16 protein-coding genes are annotated in these 13,116 nt (G+C 72.5%); 5 read left to right on the forward strand and 11 right to left on the reverse strand.

All coding sequences use genetic code 11. The features are described from left to right. The 3 genes from groEL to RMN98_RS10505 form a co-directional block, all read right to left on the reverse strand. A partial coding sequence (gene groEL, locus RMN98_RS10495; RefSeq protein WP_309648762.1) for a chaperonin GroEL occupies nucleotides 1–689 on the reverse strand: 689 nt, incomplete at its 3' end. Between the two features lie 78 nt (nucleotides 690–767). Beyond that, a complete protein-coding gene (groES, locus tag RMN98_RS10500; RefSeq protein WP_309648777.1) occupies nucleotides 768–1,061 on the reverse strand; it encodes a co-chaperone GroES in 294 nt (97 codons plus the stop codon). A gap of 204 nt (nucleotides 1,062–1,265) precedes the next feature. Next, nucleotides 1,266–2,282, reverse strand: coding sequence for a hypothetical protein (locus RMN98_RS10505; protein ID WP_309648763.1), 1,017 nt, complete (start codon nucleotides 2,280–2,282; stop codon nucleotides 1,266–1,268). Nucleotides 2,283–2,338: 56 nt separating this feature from the next. On the opposite strand from RMN98_RS10505, the gene RMN98_RS10510 reads away from it, so the two are divergent. Then, nucleotides 2,339–3,499 (forward strand): class I SAM-dependent methyltransferase, encoded by a 1,161-nt coding sequence (locus tag RMN98_RS10510; RefSeq protein WP_309648764.1) that lies wholly within the window; start codon nucleotides 2,339–2,341, stop codon nucleotides 3,497–3,499. A 24-nt stretch (nucleotides 3,500–3,523) separates the two neighbouring features. Here RMN98_RS10510 and RMN98_RS10515 read toward each other — a convergent pair whose 3' ends face one another. Continuing rightward, nucleotides 3,524–4,162 (reverse strand): MBL fold metallo-hydrolase, encoded by a 639-nt coding sequence (locus tag RMN98_RS10515; RefSeq protein WP_309648765.1) that lies wholly within the window; start codon nucleotides 4,160–4,162, stop codon nucleotides 3,524–3,526. Next, entirely contained in the window at nucleotides 4,162–5,262 is a 1,101-nt protein-coding gene (locus RMN98_RS10520) for an S-(hydroxymethyl)mycothiol dehydrogenase (protein WP_309648766.1), read from the reverse strand. Before RMN98_RS10520 ends, RMN98_RS10515 begins: the two co-directional genes overlap by 1 nt. Before the next feature lie 197 nt (nucleotides 5,263–5,459). Between RMN98_RS10520 and RMN98_RS10525 the strand changes: the two genes are divergently transcribed. Together RMN98_RS10525 and RMN98_RS10530 are read left to right on the forward strand one after the other, a co-directional pair. Continuing rightward, nucleotides 5,460–5,987, forward strand: a complete 528-nt coding sequence (locus tag RMN98_RS10525; RefSeq protein ID WP_309648767.1) for a SigE family RNA polymerase sigma factor — start codon at nucleotides 5,460–5,462, stop codon at nucleotides 5,985–5,987. After that, nucleotides 5,984–7,225: a hypothetical protein gene (locus RMN98_RS10530; protein WP_309648768.1), complete on the forward strand. Its 1,242-nt coding sequence runs from the start codon at nucleotides 5,984–5,986 to the stop codon at nucleotides 7,223–7,225. Before RMN98_RS10525 ends, RMN98_RS10530 begins: the two co-directional genes overlap by 4 nt. A 14-nt stretch (nucleotides 7,226–7,239) precedes the next feature. On the opposite strand, the gene RMN98_RS10535 is transcribed toward RMN98_RS10530, so the two are convergent. Beyond that, nucleotides 7,240–7,851: a hypothetical protein gene (locus RMN98_RS10535; protein WP_309648769.1), complete on the reverse strand. Its 612-nt coding sequence runs from the start codon at nucleotides 7,849–7,851 to the stop codon at nucleotides 7,240–7,242. Nucleotides 7,852–8,000: 149 nt separating this feature from the next. Between RMN98_RS10535 and RMN98_RS10540 the strand changes: the two genes are divergently transcribed. Together RMN98_RS10540 and RMN98_RS10545 are read left to right on the forward strand one after the other, a co-directional pair. Further along, nucleotides 8,001–8,480, forward strand: a complete 480-nt coding sequence (locus RMN98_RS10540) for a hypothetical protein (protein ID WP_309648770.1) — start codon at nucleotides 8,001–8,003, stop codon at nucleotides 8,478–8,480. Beyond that, nucleotides 8,477–9,793, forward strand: coding sequence for a hypothetical protein (locus tag RMN98_RS10545; RefSeq protein WP_309648771.1), 1,317 nt, complete (start codon nucleotides 8,477–8,479; stop codon nucleotides 9,791–9,793). Before RMN98_RS10540 ends, RMN98_RS10545 begins: the two co-directional genes overlap by 4 nt. Before the next feature lie 71 nt (nucleotides 9,794–9,864). Here RMN98_RS10545 and tsaD read toward each other — a convergent pair whose 3' ends face one another. The 5 genes from tsaD to RMN98_RS10570 all read right to left on the reverse strand — a co-directional run. Further along, entirely contained in the window at nucleotides 9,865–10,911 is a 1,047-nt protein-coding gene (gene tsaD, locus RMN98_RS10550) for a tRNA (adenosine(37)-N6)-threonylcarbamoyltransferase complex transferase subunit TsaD (protein ID WP_309648772.1), read from the reverse strand. Nucleotides 10,912–10,915: 4 nt separating this feature from the next. Beyond that, nucleotides 10,916–11,374: a ribosomal protein S18-alanine N-acetyltransferase gene (rimI, locus tag RMN98_RS10555; RefSeq protein ID WP_309648773.1), complete on the reverse strand. Its 459-nt coding sequence runs from the start codon at nucleotides 11,372–11,374 to the stop codon at nucleotides 10,916–10,918. Further along, complete coding sequence (tsaB, locus tag RMN98_RS10560; protein ID WP_309648774.1) at nucleotides 11,371–12,006, reverse strand: tRNA (adenosine(37)-N6)-threonylcarbamoyltransferase complex dimerization subunit type 1 TsaB; 636 nt, start codon at nucleotides 12,004–12,006, stop codon at nucleotides 11,371–11,373. The genes rimI and tsaB overlap by 4 nt, the downstream gene beginning before the upstream one ends. Nucleotides 12,007–12,028: 22 nt before the next feature. Then, the gene (gene tsaE / locus RMN98_RS10565) at nucleotides 12,029–12,922 is read right to left on the reverse strand and encodes a tRNA (adenosine(37)-N6)-threonylcarbamoyltransferase complex ATPase subunit type 1 TsaE (protein WP_309648775.1); all 894 of its coding nucleotides are present in this window, start codon (nucleotides 12,920–12,922) and stop codon (nucleotides 12,029–12,031) included. Then, nucleotides 12,919–13,116: alpha/beta hydrolase (locus RMN98_RS10570; protein ID WP_309648776.1), on the reverse strand; the 198-nt coding region annotated here is incomplete at its 5' end. The genes tsaE and RMN98_RS10570, both read right to left, overlap by 4 nt.

Consider the following 13,116-nt stretch of genomic DNA (forward strand, 5'->3'; position numbering starts at 1 on the left):
TCGGCGATCGCCGAGATCTTGCCCTGGTGCAGCAGGATGTAGGGGTCGTCGAGCACGGCCTCCATGCGCTCCGGGTCGGAGACGAAGTAGGCCGAGATGTAGCCCTTGTCGAACTGCATCCCCTCGGTGAAGTCCAGCTCGGTGCCCATGGTGTTGGACTCCTCGACAGTGATGACACCGTCCTTGCCGACCTTGTCGAAGGCCTGCGAGAGCAGGTCACCGATGTGGGCGTCACGGCTGGAGATCGTGGCCACGGAGGCCATGTCCTCGACCGAGTCGACGTCGCGGGCGGCCTCGCGCAGGGCCTCGCCGACAGCGGCGGTGGCCTTGTCCATGCCTCGCTTGAGGCTCATCGGGTTGGCGCCGGCGGCGACGGCGCGCAGGCCCTCGTGGACCATCGCCTGCGCCAGCACGGTGGCGGTGGTGGTCCCGTCACCTGCGACGTCGTTGGTCTTGGTGGCGACCTCCTTCGTCAGCTGGGCGCCGAGGTTCTCGAACGGGTCGTCCAGCTCGATCTCACGAGCGACGGTCACGCCGTCGTTGGTGATCGTCGGGGCGCCCCACTTCTTGTCGAGGACGACGTAGCGGCCCTTGGGGCCGAGCGTCACCTTGACGGCGTTGGCGAGAGCGTCGACGCCGCGCTCGAGGCTGCGGCGGGCGTTCTCGTCGAACTCCAGGATCTTGGGCATGGTGCTCCTTCAATGAGTTCGGGTCGTGTGCCCGAGAGCGCGCGTCAGCACGGCCTCAGGCACACGACCCGGTGAAAATCAGGAAACGACGGCGAGGACGTCGCGGGCGGACAGGATGAGGAACTCCTGGCCGGCGTACTTGACCTCGGTGCCGCCGTACTTGCTGTAGATGACCTTGTCACCGACAGCGACGTCCAGCGGGACGCGGTTGCCGTTGTCGTCGACGCGGCCGGGGCCGATCGCCTGGACCTCGCCCTCCTGGGGCTTCTCCTTGGCGGTGTCCGGGATGACCAGGCCCGAGGCCGTGGTCTGCTCGGCCTCGAGGGGCTTGACGACGATCCGGTCCTCGAGAGGCTTGATGTTGACCGACACGATGCCGACCTCCACTTTCTCTGACTCTGGGGTTGAACTGACTGGGAGGACGGCGTCCTCCCCACGTTGGGGCTTGCTCGGAGCGGTACGCCGTCGCGGGGGTCGCACTACGCCTGCAAGCTCTGGCACCCTCATGGTGAGAGTGCCAGTCAGAAACTAGCACTCACCCCGGAGGAGTGCCAGCCGTGGTCCGGGATCCTGGCGTCAGAGGGTGCAGGTCTGGACCCGTCGGATCTCTTGCGGCGCTCCGGCCGCGTCCGCCTCGTCGTCGTCCTCAGGGGTGGCGACCAGCACCCGCCGCACATCCAGCGGGCCATCGCCGCCGATCTCCTCGACGTCGAACACGGCGACCGCCGACCAGGACCCGTCGTCGTGCGGACCGGCGGCCTCCCCCTCCTCGGCCGGGAACAGCTCGACCGGCGCAGCACCGTCGAGCCTCACGCGCACGTCGGAGGTCGTCTCGTAGGAGACGTAGTCGAGCCCGTCCCATCCGGCGAAGGGCGCGCGCGTGGACACCCGGGCCACCACCCACTCGCGGCCGGGCGGCGCCCAGCCCAGGGGTCCGTAGTAGGGCACGGGCGTGGCCACCCGGCCCGCGACCTCGGTGCCGAAGAACCGGACCCGGGGGTCGTCACCCGAGAGCGGGACCGGCGGGCACTCGGTCAGACCGAGTCGCACCGCCTCGTGGTAGAGCGCGTTCGGTCCGTCGGCCCGGGTGTCGCCGTAGGCGTCCTCGATGACCTGGGTGAGGCCGTCGTACTCGATCTCGAGGGACACGTCGTCGACGTCGGCCGCGACCACGACGGCCGCCGCCGAGATGCCTTCCTGGTCCAGCGCGCCGAGGTCGTGCGCTTCACCGTCGGCGAGCAGCGTCAGCCGTGGCGACACGTCAGCCGGTGGCTCCATGACGAAGGTGTCGCCCGGCACGCCGGACAGGCTCCACTCCACCAGGACGAATCGCGTGTCCTCCTTCGCCTCCGGGCTGATGCCCGCGTCGCCGGCCGTGATCGTGTCCACGCTGGTCCGGGGGGTGCTCACGAGGAAGTCGTAGCGGGAGGTGGGCAGCACGACATAGCTGTGCCGTCCCTCGACCGAGCCGGGCAGCCCGACCGGCAGCACGGTGCCCACGGACGCCGCGGGGAGGTCGTCGGTCTCGTCGCCCCCCGTGCACGCAGTGAGGGTCAGCAGGGCGGTGAGGACGATGACGGCGGGTCGCAGCATGTCCCGAGCGTTCCGCCCGCCGCTCGGCACCAAACCCGGCCTGACAGGATCACGCCGTGGACCTCGACGCCTTCCGCTGGCTGCTGACCGACGACGGTCAGCGCCTGCTCGCGCAGGCGACCCCGCTCGCCGACGAGGACCCGCTGCGCGCCCAGACCACCCTGCGTCGTACGGCGACCGCGGAGCACGCCGCCGCCGCCCTGACCCAGGTGCGGCTCCGCCGACGGGCGCAGGCCAAGTTCGGCGACGAGGCCGCGCTGATGTACTTCACGCCCGACGGCCTCGAGCAGGCCACCCGCGCGGTCGTGGCCAGCCACCGGGCCGGACGGCTGGCCGCCTTCCGCACCGCCTCGCTGATCGACCTCGGCTGCGGCATCGGCGGCGACCTGCTCGCGGCCTCCAAGGTCGGGATCGTGGTGGCCGGGGTCGACCTCGACCCCGTGCGCGTCGCGGTGGCGGAGGCCAACCTGGCGGCCCTGGAGCTCTCCGGCGCGGTCGGCGTCGCCGACGCGACCCAGCTCGACACCTCGCCCTTCGACGTCGCCTTCGCCGACCCCGCCAGGCGCTCGGCACGCGGCCGGTCCTTCGACGTCGACGACTGGACGCCGCCGTGGCCCTTCGTCGAGGGGCTGCTGCGGCGCGACTCCTGCGTCAAGGTCGCTCCCGGCATCCCCCACGACCTGGTGCCCGACGGCGTGGAGGCCGAGTGGGTCAGCGACCACGGCGAGGTGAAGGAGGCCGCGCTCTGGTCCGGACGGCTCGCGACGACGCGTCGTCGCGCGACCGTGATCGGCGACGGCGGGCTGGCCACGCTGACCGACGAGGACGACCCGGGGGGCGAGGTGCGGGAGGTGGGGGGCTTCCTCTACGAGCCGGACGGCGCCGTGATCAGGGCCGGTCTCGTGACCGCGGTCGCGGCGGGGGTCGGCGGTGGGCTGGTCGACGAGCACATCGCCTACGTCACCTCCGACGCGTCCTTCCAGACACCCTTCGCCCGGGGCTACCGGGTGCTGGAGGAGCTGCCCTACCGCGAGAAGCCGCTCAGGGCGGCACTGCGCGAGCGTGGCATCGGCCGGCTCACCATCAAGAAGCGCGGGGTCGACGTGGTGCCCGAGCTGCTGCGCAAGCGGCTCGCCCTGGCCGGTGAGGACGAGGGCACGATCGTGCTCACGCGTGTCGCCGGCCAGGGCACCTGCCTGCTGGTCCAGCCGTTCTGACCTGCTGCTGGCGCGGACCCCGGCTCAGCCTCGGCCGAGGCCGATCGTGGCCTTCTCGGCCGCGATCGTGGTGTCGTCCCCGTGACCGGTGTGGACGACCGTGTCGTCGGGCAGCGCGAAGAGCTTTGCCCGGATCGACTCCACGATCAGGTCGGCGTCGCTGAAGGAACGACCGGTCGCTCCCGGCCCCCCGTTGAAGAGGGTGTCGCCGGTGAAGACGCAGCCGAGGTCGGAGGCGAGGAAGCACACCGCGCCCGGGGCATGTCCGGGCGTGTGCAGCACCTGCAGCGTGGTGCCGCCGACCGTGAGCTCGAAGCCGTCGGCCAGGTCGAGGTCCCACAGCTCGTCGCTGTGCGTCAGCTCCCACAGCGGCTTCTCGGCCGGGTGCAGCATGATGGGCGCACCCGAGCCCCCGTTGACGGCCACGCGCAGCGCGGGGGCCACGCGCACGTGGTCGTCGTGCGCGTGGGTGCACAGGATCGCCTTGACCGTGCGGTCCCCCACGAGCGCCAGGATGTCGTCGACGTCGTGCGGGGCGTCGATGACGACGCACTCGGTGTCGTCGCCGACCACCCAGATGTTGTTGTCGACCTGGTGGGTCTCGCCGTCGAGGCTGAAGCTGCCGGACGAGACCGCGTGGTCGATCCTGGTCGGGCCGGTCATCAGACGATCACGACCGAGCGCAGCACGTCGCCGTGGTGCATCCGCTCGAAGGCGGCCTCCACGTCGCCGATGCCGATCTCCTCGGTCACGAAGGCGTCGAGGTCGAGCCGACCCTGCTGGTAGAGGTCGACGAGCATCGGGAAGTCGCGGGAGGGCAGGCAGTCGCCGTACCAGCTGGACTTGAGCGAGCCGCCGCGACCGAAGACGTCGATCAGCGGCAGCTCGGGCACCTTCATGTCCGGCGTGGGCACGCCGACCAGGACGACGGTGCCGGCGAGGTCGCGGGCGTAGAACGCCTGTTTCCAGGTCTCGGGGCGACCCACGGCCTCGACGACCACGTCGGCGCCCTCGGCGCCGTCGTAGGTCTCGGCGCAGATGCGCTTGATCTCCTCGACCGGGTCGGTCTCGGAGGAGTTGACGACGTGCGTGGCGCCCATCCTGGTCGCCAGCTCGAGCTTCTTGGCGTCGATGTCGACCGCGATGATCGGCGACGCACCGGCCAGCGCCGAGCCGGCGATCGCGGCGACACCCACGCCGCCGCAGCCGATGACGGCGACGGACTTGCCACGGGTGACGTTGCCGGTGTTGATCGCGGCACCGAGGCCGGCCATCACGCCACAGCCCAGGAGGCCGACCGCGGCCGGACGGGCCGACGGGTCGACCTTGGTGCACTGGCCCGCGGCGACGAGGGTCTTCTCGGCGAAGGCGCCGATGCCCAGGGCCGGGGACAGCTCCGTGCCGTCCTCGAGGGTCATCTTCTGGGTGGCGTTGTGCGTGGCGAAGCAGTACTGCGGCTCGCCGCGGTTGCAGGCGCGGCAGTCACCGCAGACCGCGCGCCAGTTGAGGATCACGAAGTCGCCGGCCGCCACGGAGGTGACGCCCTCGCCGACCGCCTCGACGATGCCGGCCGCCTCGTGGCCCAGCAGGAAGGGGAAGTCGTCGTTGATCCCGCCCTCGCGGTAGTGCAGGTCGGTGTGGCACACCCCGCACGCCTGCACCTTCACGACCGCCTCGCCCGGACCGGGGTCGGGCACGTTGATCGTCACCACCTCGACCGGTGCTCCCTTGGACAGCGCGACGACCGCCTTGACCTGCTGCATGGTGTCCCCTTCGTCTTCGACTCTCGTGGTGGTTCGTCCACACCGTATTGATGCTCTGGTTGGCGCCGCGTCGGCGGGCAGGAAAATCTCCGTGGCCGAGATTGCAACCATCGGGAGCGACCTCGCGTCTTGGACACGTGAAGCACGCGACCGCGACCCTGCAGCCCCCCGCACCGGGCGCAGGCCACACTGGGCAGATGGGTGCCAGGGCCGAGGCGCGCGACGCCGAGTTCACGGCCTACCTCCATGCCCGGCAGCCGAGCCTGCTGCGCACCGCCTACCTGCTCACCGGCGACAGGCACCGGGCCGAGGACGTCCTCCAGACGTCGCTGGCCAAGCTCTACCTCGCCTGGGACAAGGTCCGCGACCGCGACTCGGTCGATGCCTACGTGCGCCGGATCATGGTCAACGAGAACAACTCGCTGTGGCGTCGCGGCTGGCGCAAGCGTGAGTTCGCCACCGAGGTGCTCCCCGACGTGCCCGTCACCGACGCGTACGACGAGGGGCTGGGCGCCGCGCTCTGGGCGGTCGTGCAGTCCCTGCCGCCCAAGGCGCGTGCCGTCGTGGTGCTCCGCTACTACGAACAGCTGACCGAGGCCGAGACCGCCGACCTGCTCGGCGTCTCGGTCGGCACCGTCAAGTCCCAGTGCAGCCGCGCGATCGCCACCCTGCGCGACCGCGTCCCCGCCGACCTAGACCCCGTGCAGCGGGAGGAGGACCGATGAGCGACCACGACTGGGAGTCCTTGATGCGCGAGGAGCTCGACCAGCGCGCCCGCCGTCTCGACGACGCACCGTTCGCGCTGGACCAGGTGAAGGGCCGCGCCGGCTCCATCCGGCGCACCCGCCGGCTGGCCGTCGCCGGCGCCGTCCTCGCCAGCGCCGCGGTGGTCGTCCCGATCGCCGTGATCTCCGGGCAGGGCCTGGGTGACACCGACTCGGCCCCCGGCCCAGCGACCTCGTCCACCTCGCCCTCGGCCCCGCCGACCCGCGCCACCGACGGCGTCACCCCCGCCCCCGTCCCGACCGCTGACGCGATCGGCCTCGACTACCTCGACGGCCGCACCTGGGTGCACCCCGACGGCACCACCGTCGACCTCGGCACCGCCTACCGCGGCGGCGCCGTCCTCGACGAGACCCTGCTCGGCGTCCGCGACGACGCCGACACCGGCCGCCACTTCATCGACGTCGTCTCCCCCTCCGGTGAGGTCTCCGAGTCGATCGAGATCACCAGCGGTCTCGCCGTCAGCGACGACCGGAGCGTGGTCGCCTTCGTCGAGCCCGACGGTGACCTCATGACGATGTGGGACCCCGCCGCGGGTGAGGACGGCCGCACGGCCATCGCCTCCGGGCTGCCCGTCGGCGTCTTCACCGTCGACCCGGTCGCGATCGTCGGCGGCCCCACCTGTGGCCCCGAGGACGAGTGCCGGGTGCTCTACAACGCCGGCGACGGGGTGTCCCCTCCGCGGGTCGCGTCCTCGGACGGCACCGACGAGCTCGTGGTCCGGGGGGACACGCCCGGCGTCGCGGTCAGCGACGCCTCGGGCTCCGGCCTGGTCACGGTGCAGCAGGCCTCCCAGGACCTGGGCTCCTGCAACGGGCTCTACGACGTCACCTCGGCGGCGTACCTCTGGGACACCTGCGACCGCTTCCTCCTCGATCTCAACCCGGCCGGCTCGGTCGTGGCCACCACCCACGCCTACCTCGACGGCCCCGGCAACGCCTACGTCGCGCTGGTGGACACCGCCACCGAGGAGGAGGTGGCGCGCTTCGACCCTGCCGACGGCGTGGTCGTCACCCAGACCTGGCTCGACGACGAGACGCTGCTCGCCCTGGTCCTCGACCGACGCGGATCGAGCATCTGGAGGATCGGCACCGACGGCGGGTCAGAGCGCGTCACCCCACGCTCCAGCCAGGGCGGCGACGACACGAGCCCCACGCACGTCCTGCTCAACGGCTACTGAGCCGCCGCACCGGATCAGCCGATGCTGATCGAGGCCAGCACCGCGTCGACCAGCTCCTGCCGCTGGGCGGGGCTGAAGGTGGCCCGGTTGAGCGCGATGTCGACCGAGTAGGAGAGCCCGTCCTCGGAGGTCCCGAAGGCATCGACGTGCCGGACCCGGTCGGTCGGCCCCGCGACGTGGTACCACTCACGACCGTCGATCTCCACGGGCTCGAGGATCTTCGGCTTCATCAGGTAGGACCCCGAGTTCTGCGCGATCTCCGCCTGCTGCTGGATCGACAGGACCCCGTCACCGAAGTCCTCGATCTCCGTCACGAAGATCGACGACAGGCCCTCGCTCGCCTGACCCGAGAAGGGGTCGCCCTCACGGGTCAGCGTCCAGCCCTCGGGCGCGCGGACGGAGAGGTTGGTCTGGGTGAGGTCGGGTCCCGAGGCCGGCTCGACCTCCGGGGTCTCCGGCTCCTCGGGGGACGGCTCGGTCGTGGGCTCGCCCGCTGCCGGAGCGCTCTCCCCCGGACTGGCGCCGGTGCTGCCGGTGCTCGGGGCGGGGTCGTCCCCACCCCCGGAGCAGGCTGAGGTGAGGACCAGGACGGCACACCCGGCCAGGGACCCGAGACTGCGCTTCACGACGAACTCCTCGACAGATGGTGGGGCGGTTGGTGCGCGGCCACGATAACGGCTCCACCGAACACCGACGAGGGATGTTTGGGCCCGAGGGGGCACGGGTAAGCCGCTGGGGCAAGGTAAAGACCGAGCCCGCAAGAGTGGAGCGCCTCATGGCGGACGAGCAGGACTACACGACGGCCACGACGGCCATCACCAGCGCGTCGGCGGGGGCGACGGTCGCCATCACCGTCGACGCCATCCAAGGCATGTTGCAGGGCATCGAGGTCGACGAGGCCACGATCAAGGCCATCGTCAGCATCCTCGACAGCAGCATCGACGGGCTCGCGCTCCCCCTGGAGCCGGTCCGTCAGACGGCGTTCGGAGGCTCCGAGTGGGGCACCACCCTCGCCTTCCACACCGACGTCGCCCACGGCAAGGTCCGCGACGCCATGACCGACATGGTCACCGGCCTCAGCGGTTTCCGTGAGGGCATCGACACCTTCGTCACGGGCGTCGAGACGGCGGACGTCGTCTCCGGGGACGACTCCCGCGGGATCCGGACGGTGGTCGACACGTTCGCCCCGTGCCTGGCCCAGCCCGACGTCACGACCAACACCAGCTGCGACGTGCCCGCGGGAGGCAACCGATGATCACCGGTCCCCAGCAGCAGCGGCTGGACAAGGCCCTCGCGGGCGCCTCCGACGTCGCCGTCGGCAACGGCTCCACCGAGTGGCTGCGCTGTGCCGAGCTGCTCGTCAACGTCGCGGACGCACTCGAGAAGGCGGCTGCGGCGGAGAAGACGATCGGGGGCCAGACGGGGCCCGCCATGGCCCAGGCGTTCCGCACGTCCGCCCAGGGCATGCGCGGCAAGTCCCAGGAGCTCGCCCGCGGCAGCGAGGCCCTCGGCGTCGCGTCCAACGCGATCATGGCGGCCCGCGCCGGGCAGTCGGAGATGAACCGCTACTACCCCCAGGCGCCCGACCCCGGTCCCTACCACCCCCAGCCCGGCCCCCAGGACGACGCGGACGTGACGGCCGCGTCGGACCACCAGGCGCTGGTCGACGCGTTCACGGGCTCCTACAACTCGCGCGAGAACATCGCCCGCCAGTGGGCCGATCGCATCGACACCGACTTCGCCGAGTCCACCAAGACCATGCAGGAGATCCACGGCGAGAGCTTCGCTCCCCCGGGCGGCAGCGACGGTCCGGGTGGTTCCACTCCCCCGACCACGTCGACACCTCCGGGCACCCGTCGCCCGCCGACGGGCGGCGATGGGGAGGTCCGGGACGACAACGATCCGCCGCGACCGCCGCGACCGCCCCGCCCCCCGGAGCCGGAGACGCCGATCTGCACCCTCACGCCGCAGCCTCCGCTGCCGCCCACGCCGATCCCGGTGGTCGAGCCGCTCCCGCCCGTGGCGACACCGGTGCCCACCTCGATGCCCACCCCGGTGTCCGAGCTCCCCACGCTCAGCCCGACCGGCGTCTCGACCGTCTCCCCCTCGGGTGGGCTGGTCGGTCCGTCGATCGGCGCGATCGCCGGTGGCGGGCTGGCTGGCGCTGCCCTTCAGGGCATCCGCGGCGGGCTGTTCTCCTCGAGCAGCGCCGGCGCGTCACCCGTGCGACCGATCGGCAGCACGGGCCGTGCCGGAGCGCCTGGCGCTCTGAGCCGCGGGGCGGCCAGCCCCGGCAGCGCCACGGGCCGCGGCTCCGGAGCACGTACGCCGGGTGGTGGCGCCGGGCGCGGCGCCTCCGGTGGTCGTGGGGCCGGCGGCCGCGGAGCAGCCGGCGCCGGTGGTGGCGCAGGCGGACGACGTGGCGGCAAGGCCGCTGCGGGCGCCGGGGCGGCTGCGGGTCGTCGAGGCGGCAAGGACAAGGACGGACGTGGCGAGGACCGCGACCTGTTCGACGACGGCCAGGACTGGATCGACGACGCCGACGCGGCTCCGGGCGTCATCGACTGACGCACCGGCCAGGTCCACCGGCTGGTCGGACACGAGGAGGCCCTGCCCGATGGGCAGGGCCTCCTCGCGCGTCAGACCAGGACCGTGGTGACCGGGAGGCTCGAGTCGGCGGGCAGGTCGAGGGACGACGGGGTGCGCCCCCGCGCCACCATCTCGGCCCCGAGCGCCGCCACCATGGCGCCGTTGTCGGTGCACAGACCGGGCCGCGGCACCCGCACCCGGATGCCCAGCCGAGCGGCCCGCTCCTCGGCCATCGCGCGCAGCCGCGAGTTGGCCGCCACGCCACCCCCGATGAGCAGGTCCTCGATGCCCTCGCTGGACGCGGCGTCGAGCGCCTTGCGCACCAGGACGTCGCAGACCGCCTCCTGGAAGCTGGCGGCGACGTCGTTGACGGGGACCGGCTCGCCGGAGCGCTCACGGGCCTCGACCCAGCGGGCGACCGCGGTCTTGAGCCCGGAGAACGAGAAGTCGAAGCGGTGCCGCTCGAGGTCGCGTCGGCTCGAGAGGCCCCGCGGGAAGTCGATCGCGACGCTGTCGCCGTCGCGTGCCACCCGGTCGATGTGGGGGCCTCCCGGGAACGGCAGGCCCAGGAGCCGGGCGACCTTGTCGAAGGCCTCCCCGGCCGCGTCGTCGATGGTGGCGCCCATCGGGTCGACCCCGACCGTCACGTCGGTGACGCGCAGCAGGCTGGAGTGGCCACCGCTGACGAGCATCGCCAGGCACGGCTCGGGCAGCGGACCGTGCTCGAGCTGGTCGACGGCGACGTGGGCGGCGAGGTGGTTGACGCCGTAGATGGGCTTGCCGAGCCCCAGGGCCAGCGCCTTGGCGGCCGCGACACCCACGAGGAGGGCACCGGCGAGCCCCGGCCCGCTGGTCACCGCGATCGCGTCGACATCGTGCAGCGCGATCCCGGCGGTGTCGCAGGCGCGCTCGATGGTGGGCACCATGGCCTCGAGGTGGGCGCGACTGGCGACCTCGGGCACGACGCCGCCGAAACGGGCGTGCTCCTCGACGCTGCTGGCCACGGCGTCGGCGAGGAGGGTGTGGCCGCGGACGATCCCGACACCGGTCTCGTCGCACGAGGTCTCGATGCCGAGGACGAGGGGTTCGTGCTTCACGCGATCATCCTCCCCCGCAGGCCGGACCGAGCGCACGTCGCATCACCAGGGCGGTCGCACCGTCGCGGTAGTAGCGCGGGCGGCGGTCGACCTCGACGAAGTCGCGGCTGGCGTAGAAGGCCAGCGCCGGGGCGTTGGTCTCGCGCACCTCGAGCAGCACCCGGTCGGCCCCTCCGTCACGGGCGAGGGTGACGACCTGCTCGAGGAGGGCCGAGGCGTGGCCCCCGCGGCGCATCCCTGGCTGCACGGCGATGCGCTGGAGCTCGGCGATGTCGGCGACGACGCTGGCCACGGCGTAGCCGGCCAGCCCACCGTCCTGCTCGGCGACGAGGTAGTGGATGGTCGGCAGGGCACCGAGGACGCCCTCGCGGACCAGTCCCTCCGACCAGGCGTCGACGCCCAGGGCCTCGTCCTCGAGGTCGGCGATCGCCGTGACGTCGCCCGGGGTGGCGCTGCGGATCACGAGACCTTCTTCGGCGAGCGCGGTGCCTCGGCGTCGGGTCGGCGCAGGTACATCGGCTCGGGGTCGTAGAGCTCCGCCAGCTCCTCGCTCACCACGCGGGCCAGCCACCCGGCGCTCGGCCGTGCGGGCCCGGTGTGGCCGGGGAAGTCGTCGGGGTAGAGCGTGCCCCCCTCACCGACCACCGGGAGGTCGGTCGCCAACGTCACCGGCTTGGCGACCACCGGCCCGGTGATGCGGGCGCCGTCGGCGTCGTAGGACGCGAGGTAGACCTCCTTGCGGCGGGCGTCGGTCGCGACGACGAAGTCCCGGCCGCCCAGCGTGGCGGCCGCCTCCGCGGCGAGGACGTCGAGGGAGCAGACGCCGTAGACGGGGACCTCGAGGACGAAGCCGAGCGTGCGAGCGGTCACCAGCCCGACACGCAGGCCGGTGAAGGGGCCCGGCCCGACCCCGACGCCGATCGCGGTGAGGTCCTGGCGGACGATCCCGGCCTGCGCCATGGCCTGCTCGACCAGGGGTGCCAGCTGCTCGCCGTGCTTCATCGCCAGGTCGGACACGAGCTCGACGACGACGTCCTCCCCGTCGTGGAGCGCGACGCTGACCGTGGGCGAGGCGGTGTCGAACGTGAGGAGCACGGGACGAGGGTAGCCGCGCGGCTCAGGAGACCCAGCGGGTGCCGATGCCGACGACCTCGACGTGGCGAGGATCGAGGTCGCCCTCGGCCTCCACGTCGGAGCGGCTGATGCGCACCTCGAGGCGGGAGTCGGCCAGGGTCTCGGCCATCCCCTCCCCCCACTCGACGACCGTGACGGCCTGGTCGAGGGAGGTGTCGAGGTCGAGGTCGTCGAGCTCGGCCATGCCGCCGAGACGGTAGGCGTCGACGTGCACGAGGTCAGGACCACCCCGCAGCGAGGGGTGGACGCGCGCGATGACGAAGGTGGGCGACGTGACGCCCCCACGCACCCCGAGGCCCTCGCCGAGCCCCTGGGTGAAGGTGGTCTTGCCGGCGCCGAGGCCGCCCGAGAGCACGAGCAGGTCGCCGGCGCGCAGGTCGGCGCCGATGCTGGCGCCCAGCGCACGCATGTCGTCGGCGGTGGGCACGTCGTAGAGGCGCGGAAGCGGGCGCGAGAGCTCGACGTACGGCGTGCGGCGGTCGGCCTGGGCGAAGCCGCGGCGCTCCCAGAAGGCGATGTTGCCGGGCAGCTCCTCGCGGGCCACGACCGTGAGCCGGGCGCGCCCGATCCACGCCTCGACGGCGGTGTCGACCATGGCCGCGGCCACACCGTGGCCCTGCGCGGCCGGGAGCACCCCGAAACGGCGCAGGTAGACGGTGTCGCCCACGGGGTCGAAGAGGAGGGTGCCGACGGGCTCGCCGTCGACCCGGGCCACCAGGCCACCGTTGAGGGCCAGGCGGGTGGCGATCGACGAGACCGTCTCGAGGAGGGCGTCGGCAGGGGGGTCGAGGGCGGGTCGGTTGCCGAAGGCCTCGCGGATGATGTGGTGGACCACCTCGGCCGACTCGTGGCCGACGCGACGGACGCTGAGGCTCACCGCTGCGCCGCCCGCGCGGTCGCGGCCGTGATCAGCTGGTCGAGCTCGGCGGTCACCTGGTCGTGCCTCTCGATGGGGAGCATGTGGCCCGCGCCCTCGCACTCGAGCAGCCGCGAGCCCGCGATGCGTTGGTGGAGCTTGCGGCTGTGGCCGATCGAGGTCAGCCGGTCGGCGGTGCCGCACAGGATCGCGGT

This window comes from Nocardioides sp., assembly GCF_031397825.1.
Taxonomy (GTDB): Bacteria; Actinomycetota; Actinomycetes; order Propionibacteriales; family Nocardioidaceae; genus Nocardioides.

Bases quoted from the DNA above. Each gene is read 5' to 3' on its own strand.
- RMN98_RS10505 (WP_309648763.1), bottom strand. From the start codon at position 2,282: ATGCTGCGACCCGCCGTCATCGTCCTCACCGCCCTGCTGACCCTCACT.
- RMN98_RS10515 (WP_309648765.1), bottom strand. From the start codon at position 4,162: ATGACCGGCCCGACCAGGATCGACCACGCGGTCTCGTCCGGCAGCTTC.
- RMN98_RS10520 (WP_309648766.1), bottom strand. From the start codon at position 5,262: ATGCAGCAGGTCAAGGCGGTCGTCGCGCTGTCCAAGGGAGCACCGGTC.
- RMN98_RS10525 (WP_309648767.1), top strand. From the start codon at position 5,460: ATGGGTGCCAGGGCCGAGGCGCGCGACGCCGAGTTCACGGCCTACCTC.
- RMN98_RS10530 (WP_309648768.1), top strand. From the start codon at position 5,984: ATGAGCGACCACGACTGGGAGTCCTTGATGCGCGAGGAGCTCGACCAG.
- RMN98_RS10540 (WP_309648770.1), top strand. From the start codon at position 8,001: ATGGCGGACGAGCAGGACTACACGACGGCCACGACGGCCATCACCAGC.
- RMN98_RS10545 (WP_309648771.1), top strand. From the start codon at position 8,477: ATGATCACCGGTCCCCAGCAGCAGCGGCTGGACAAGGCCCTCGCGGGC.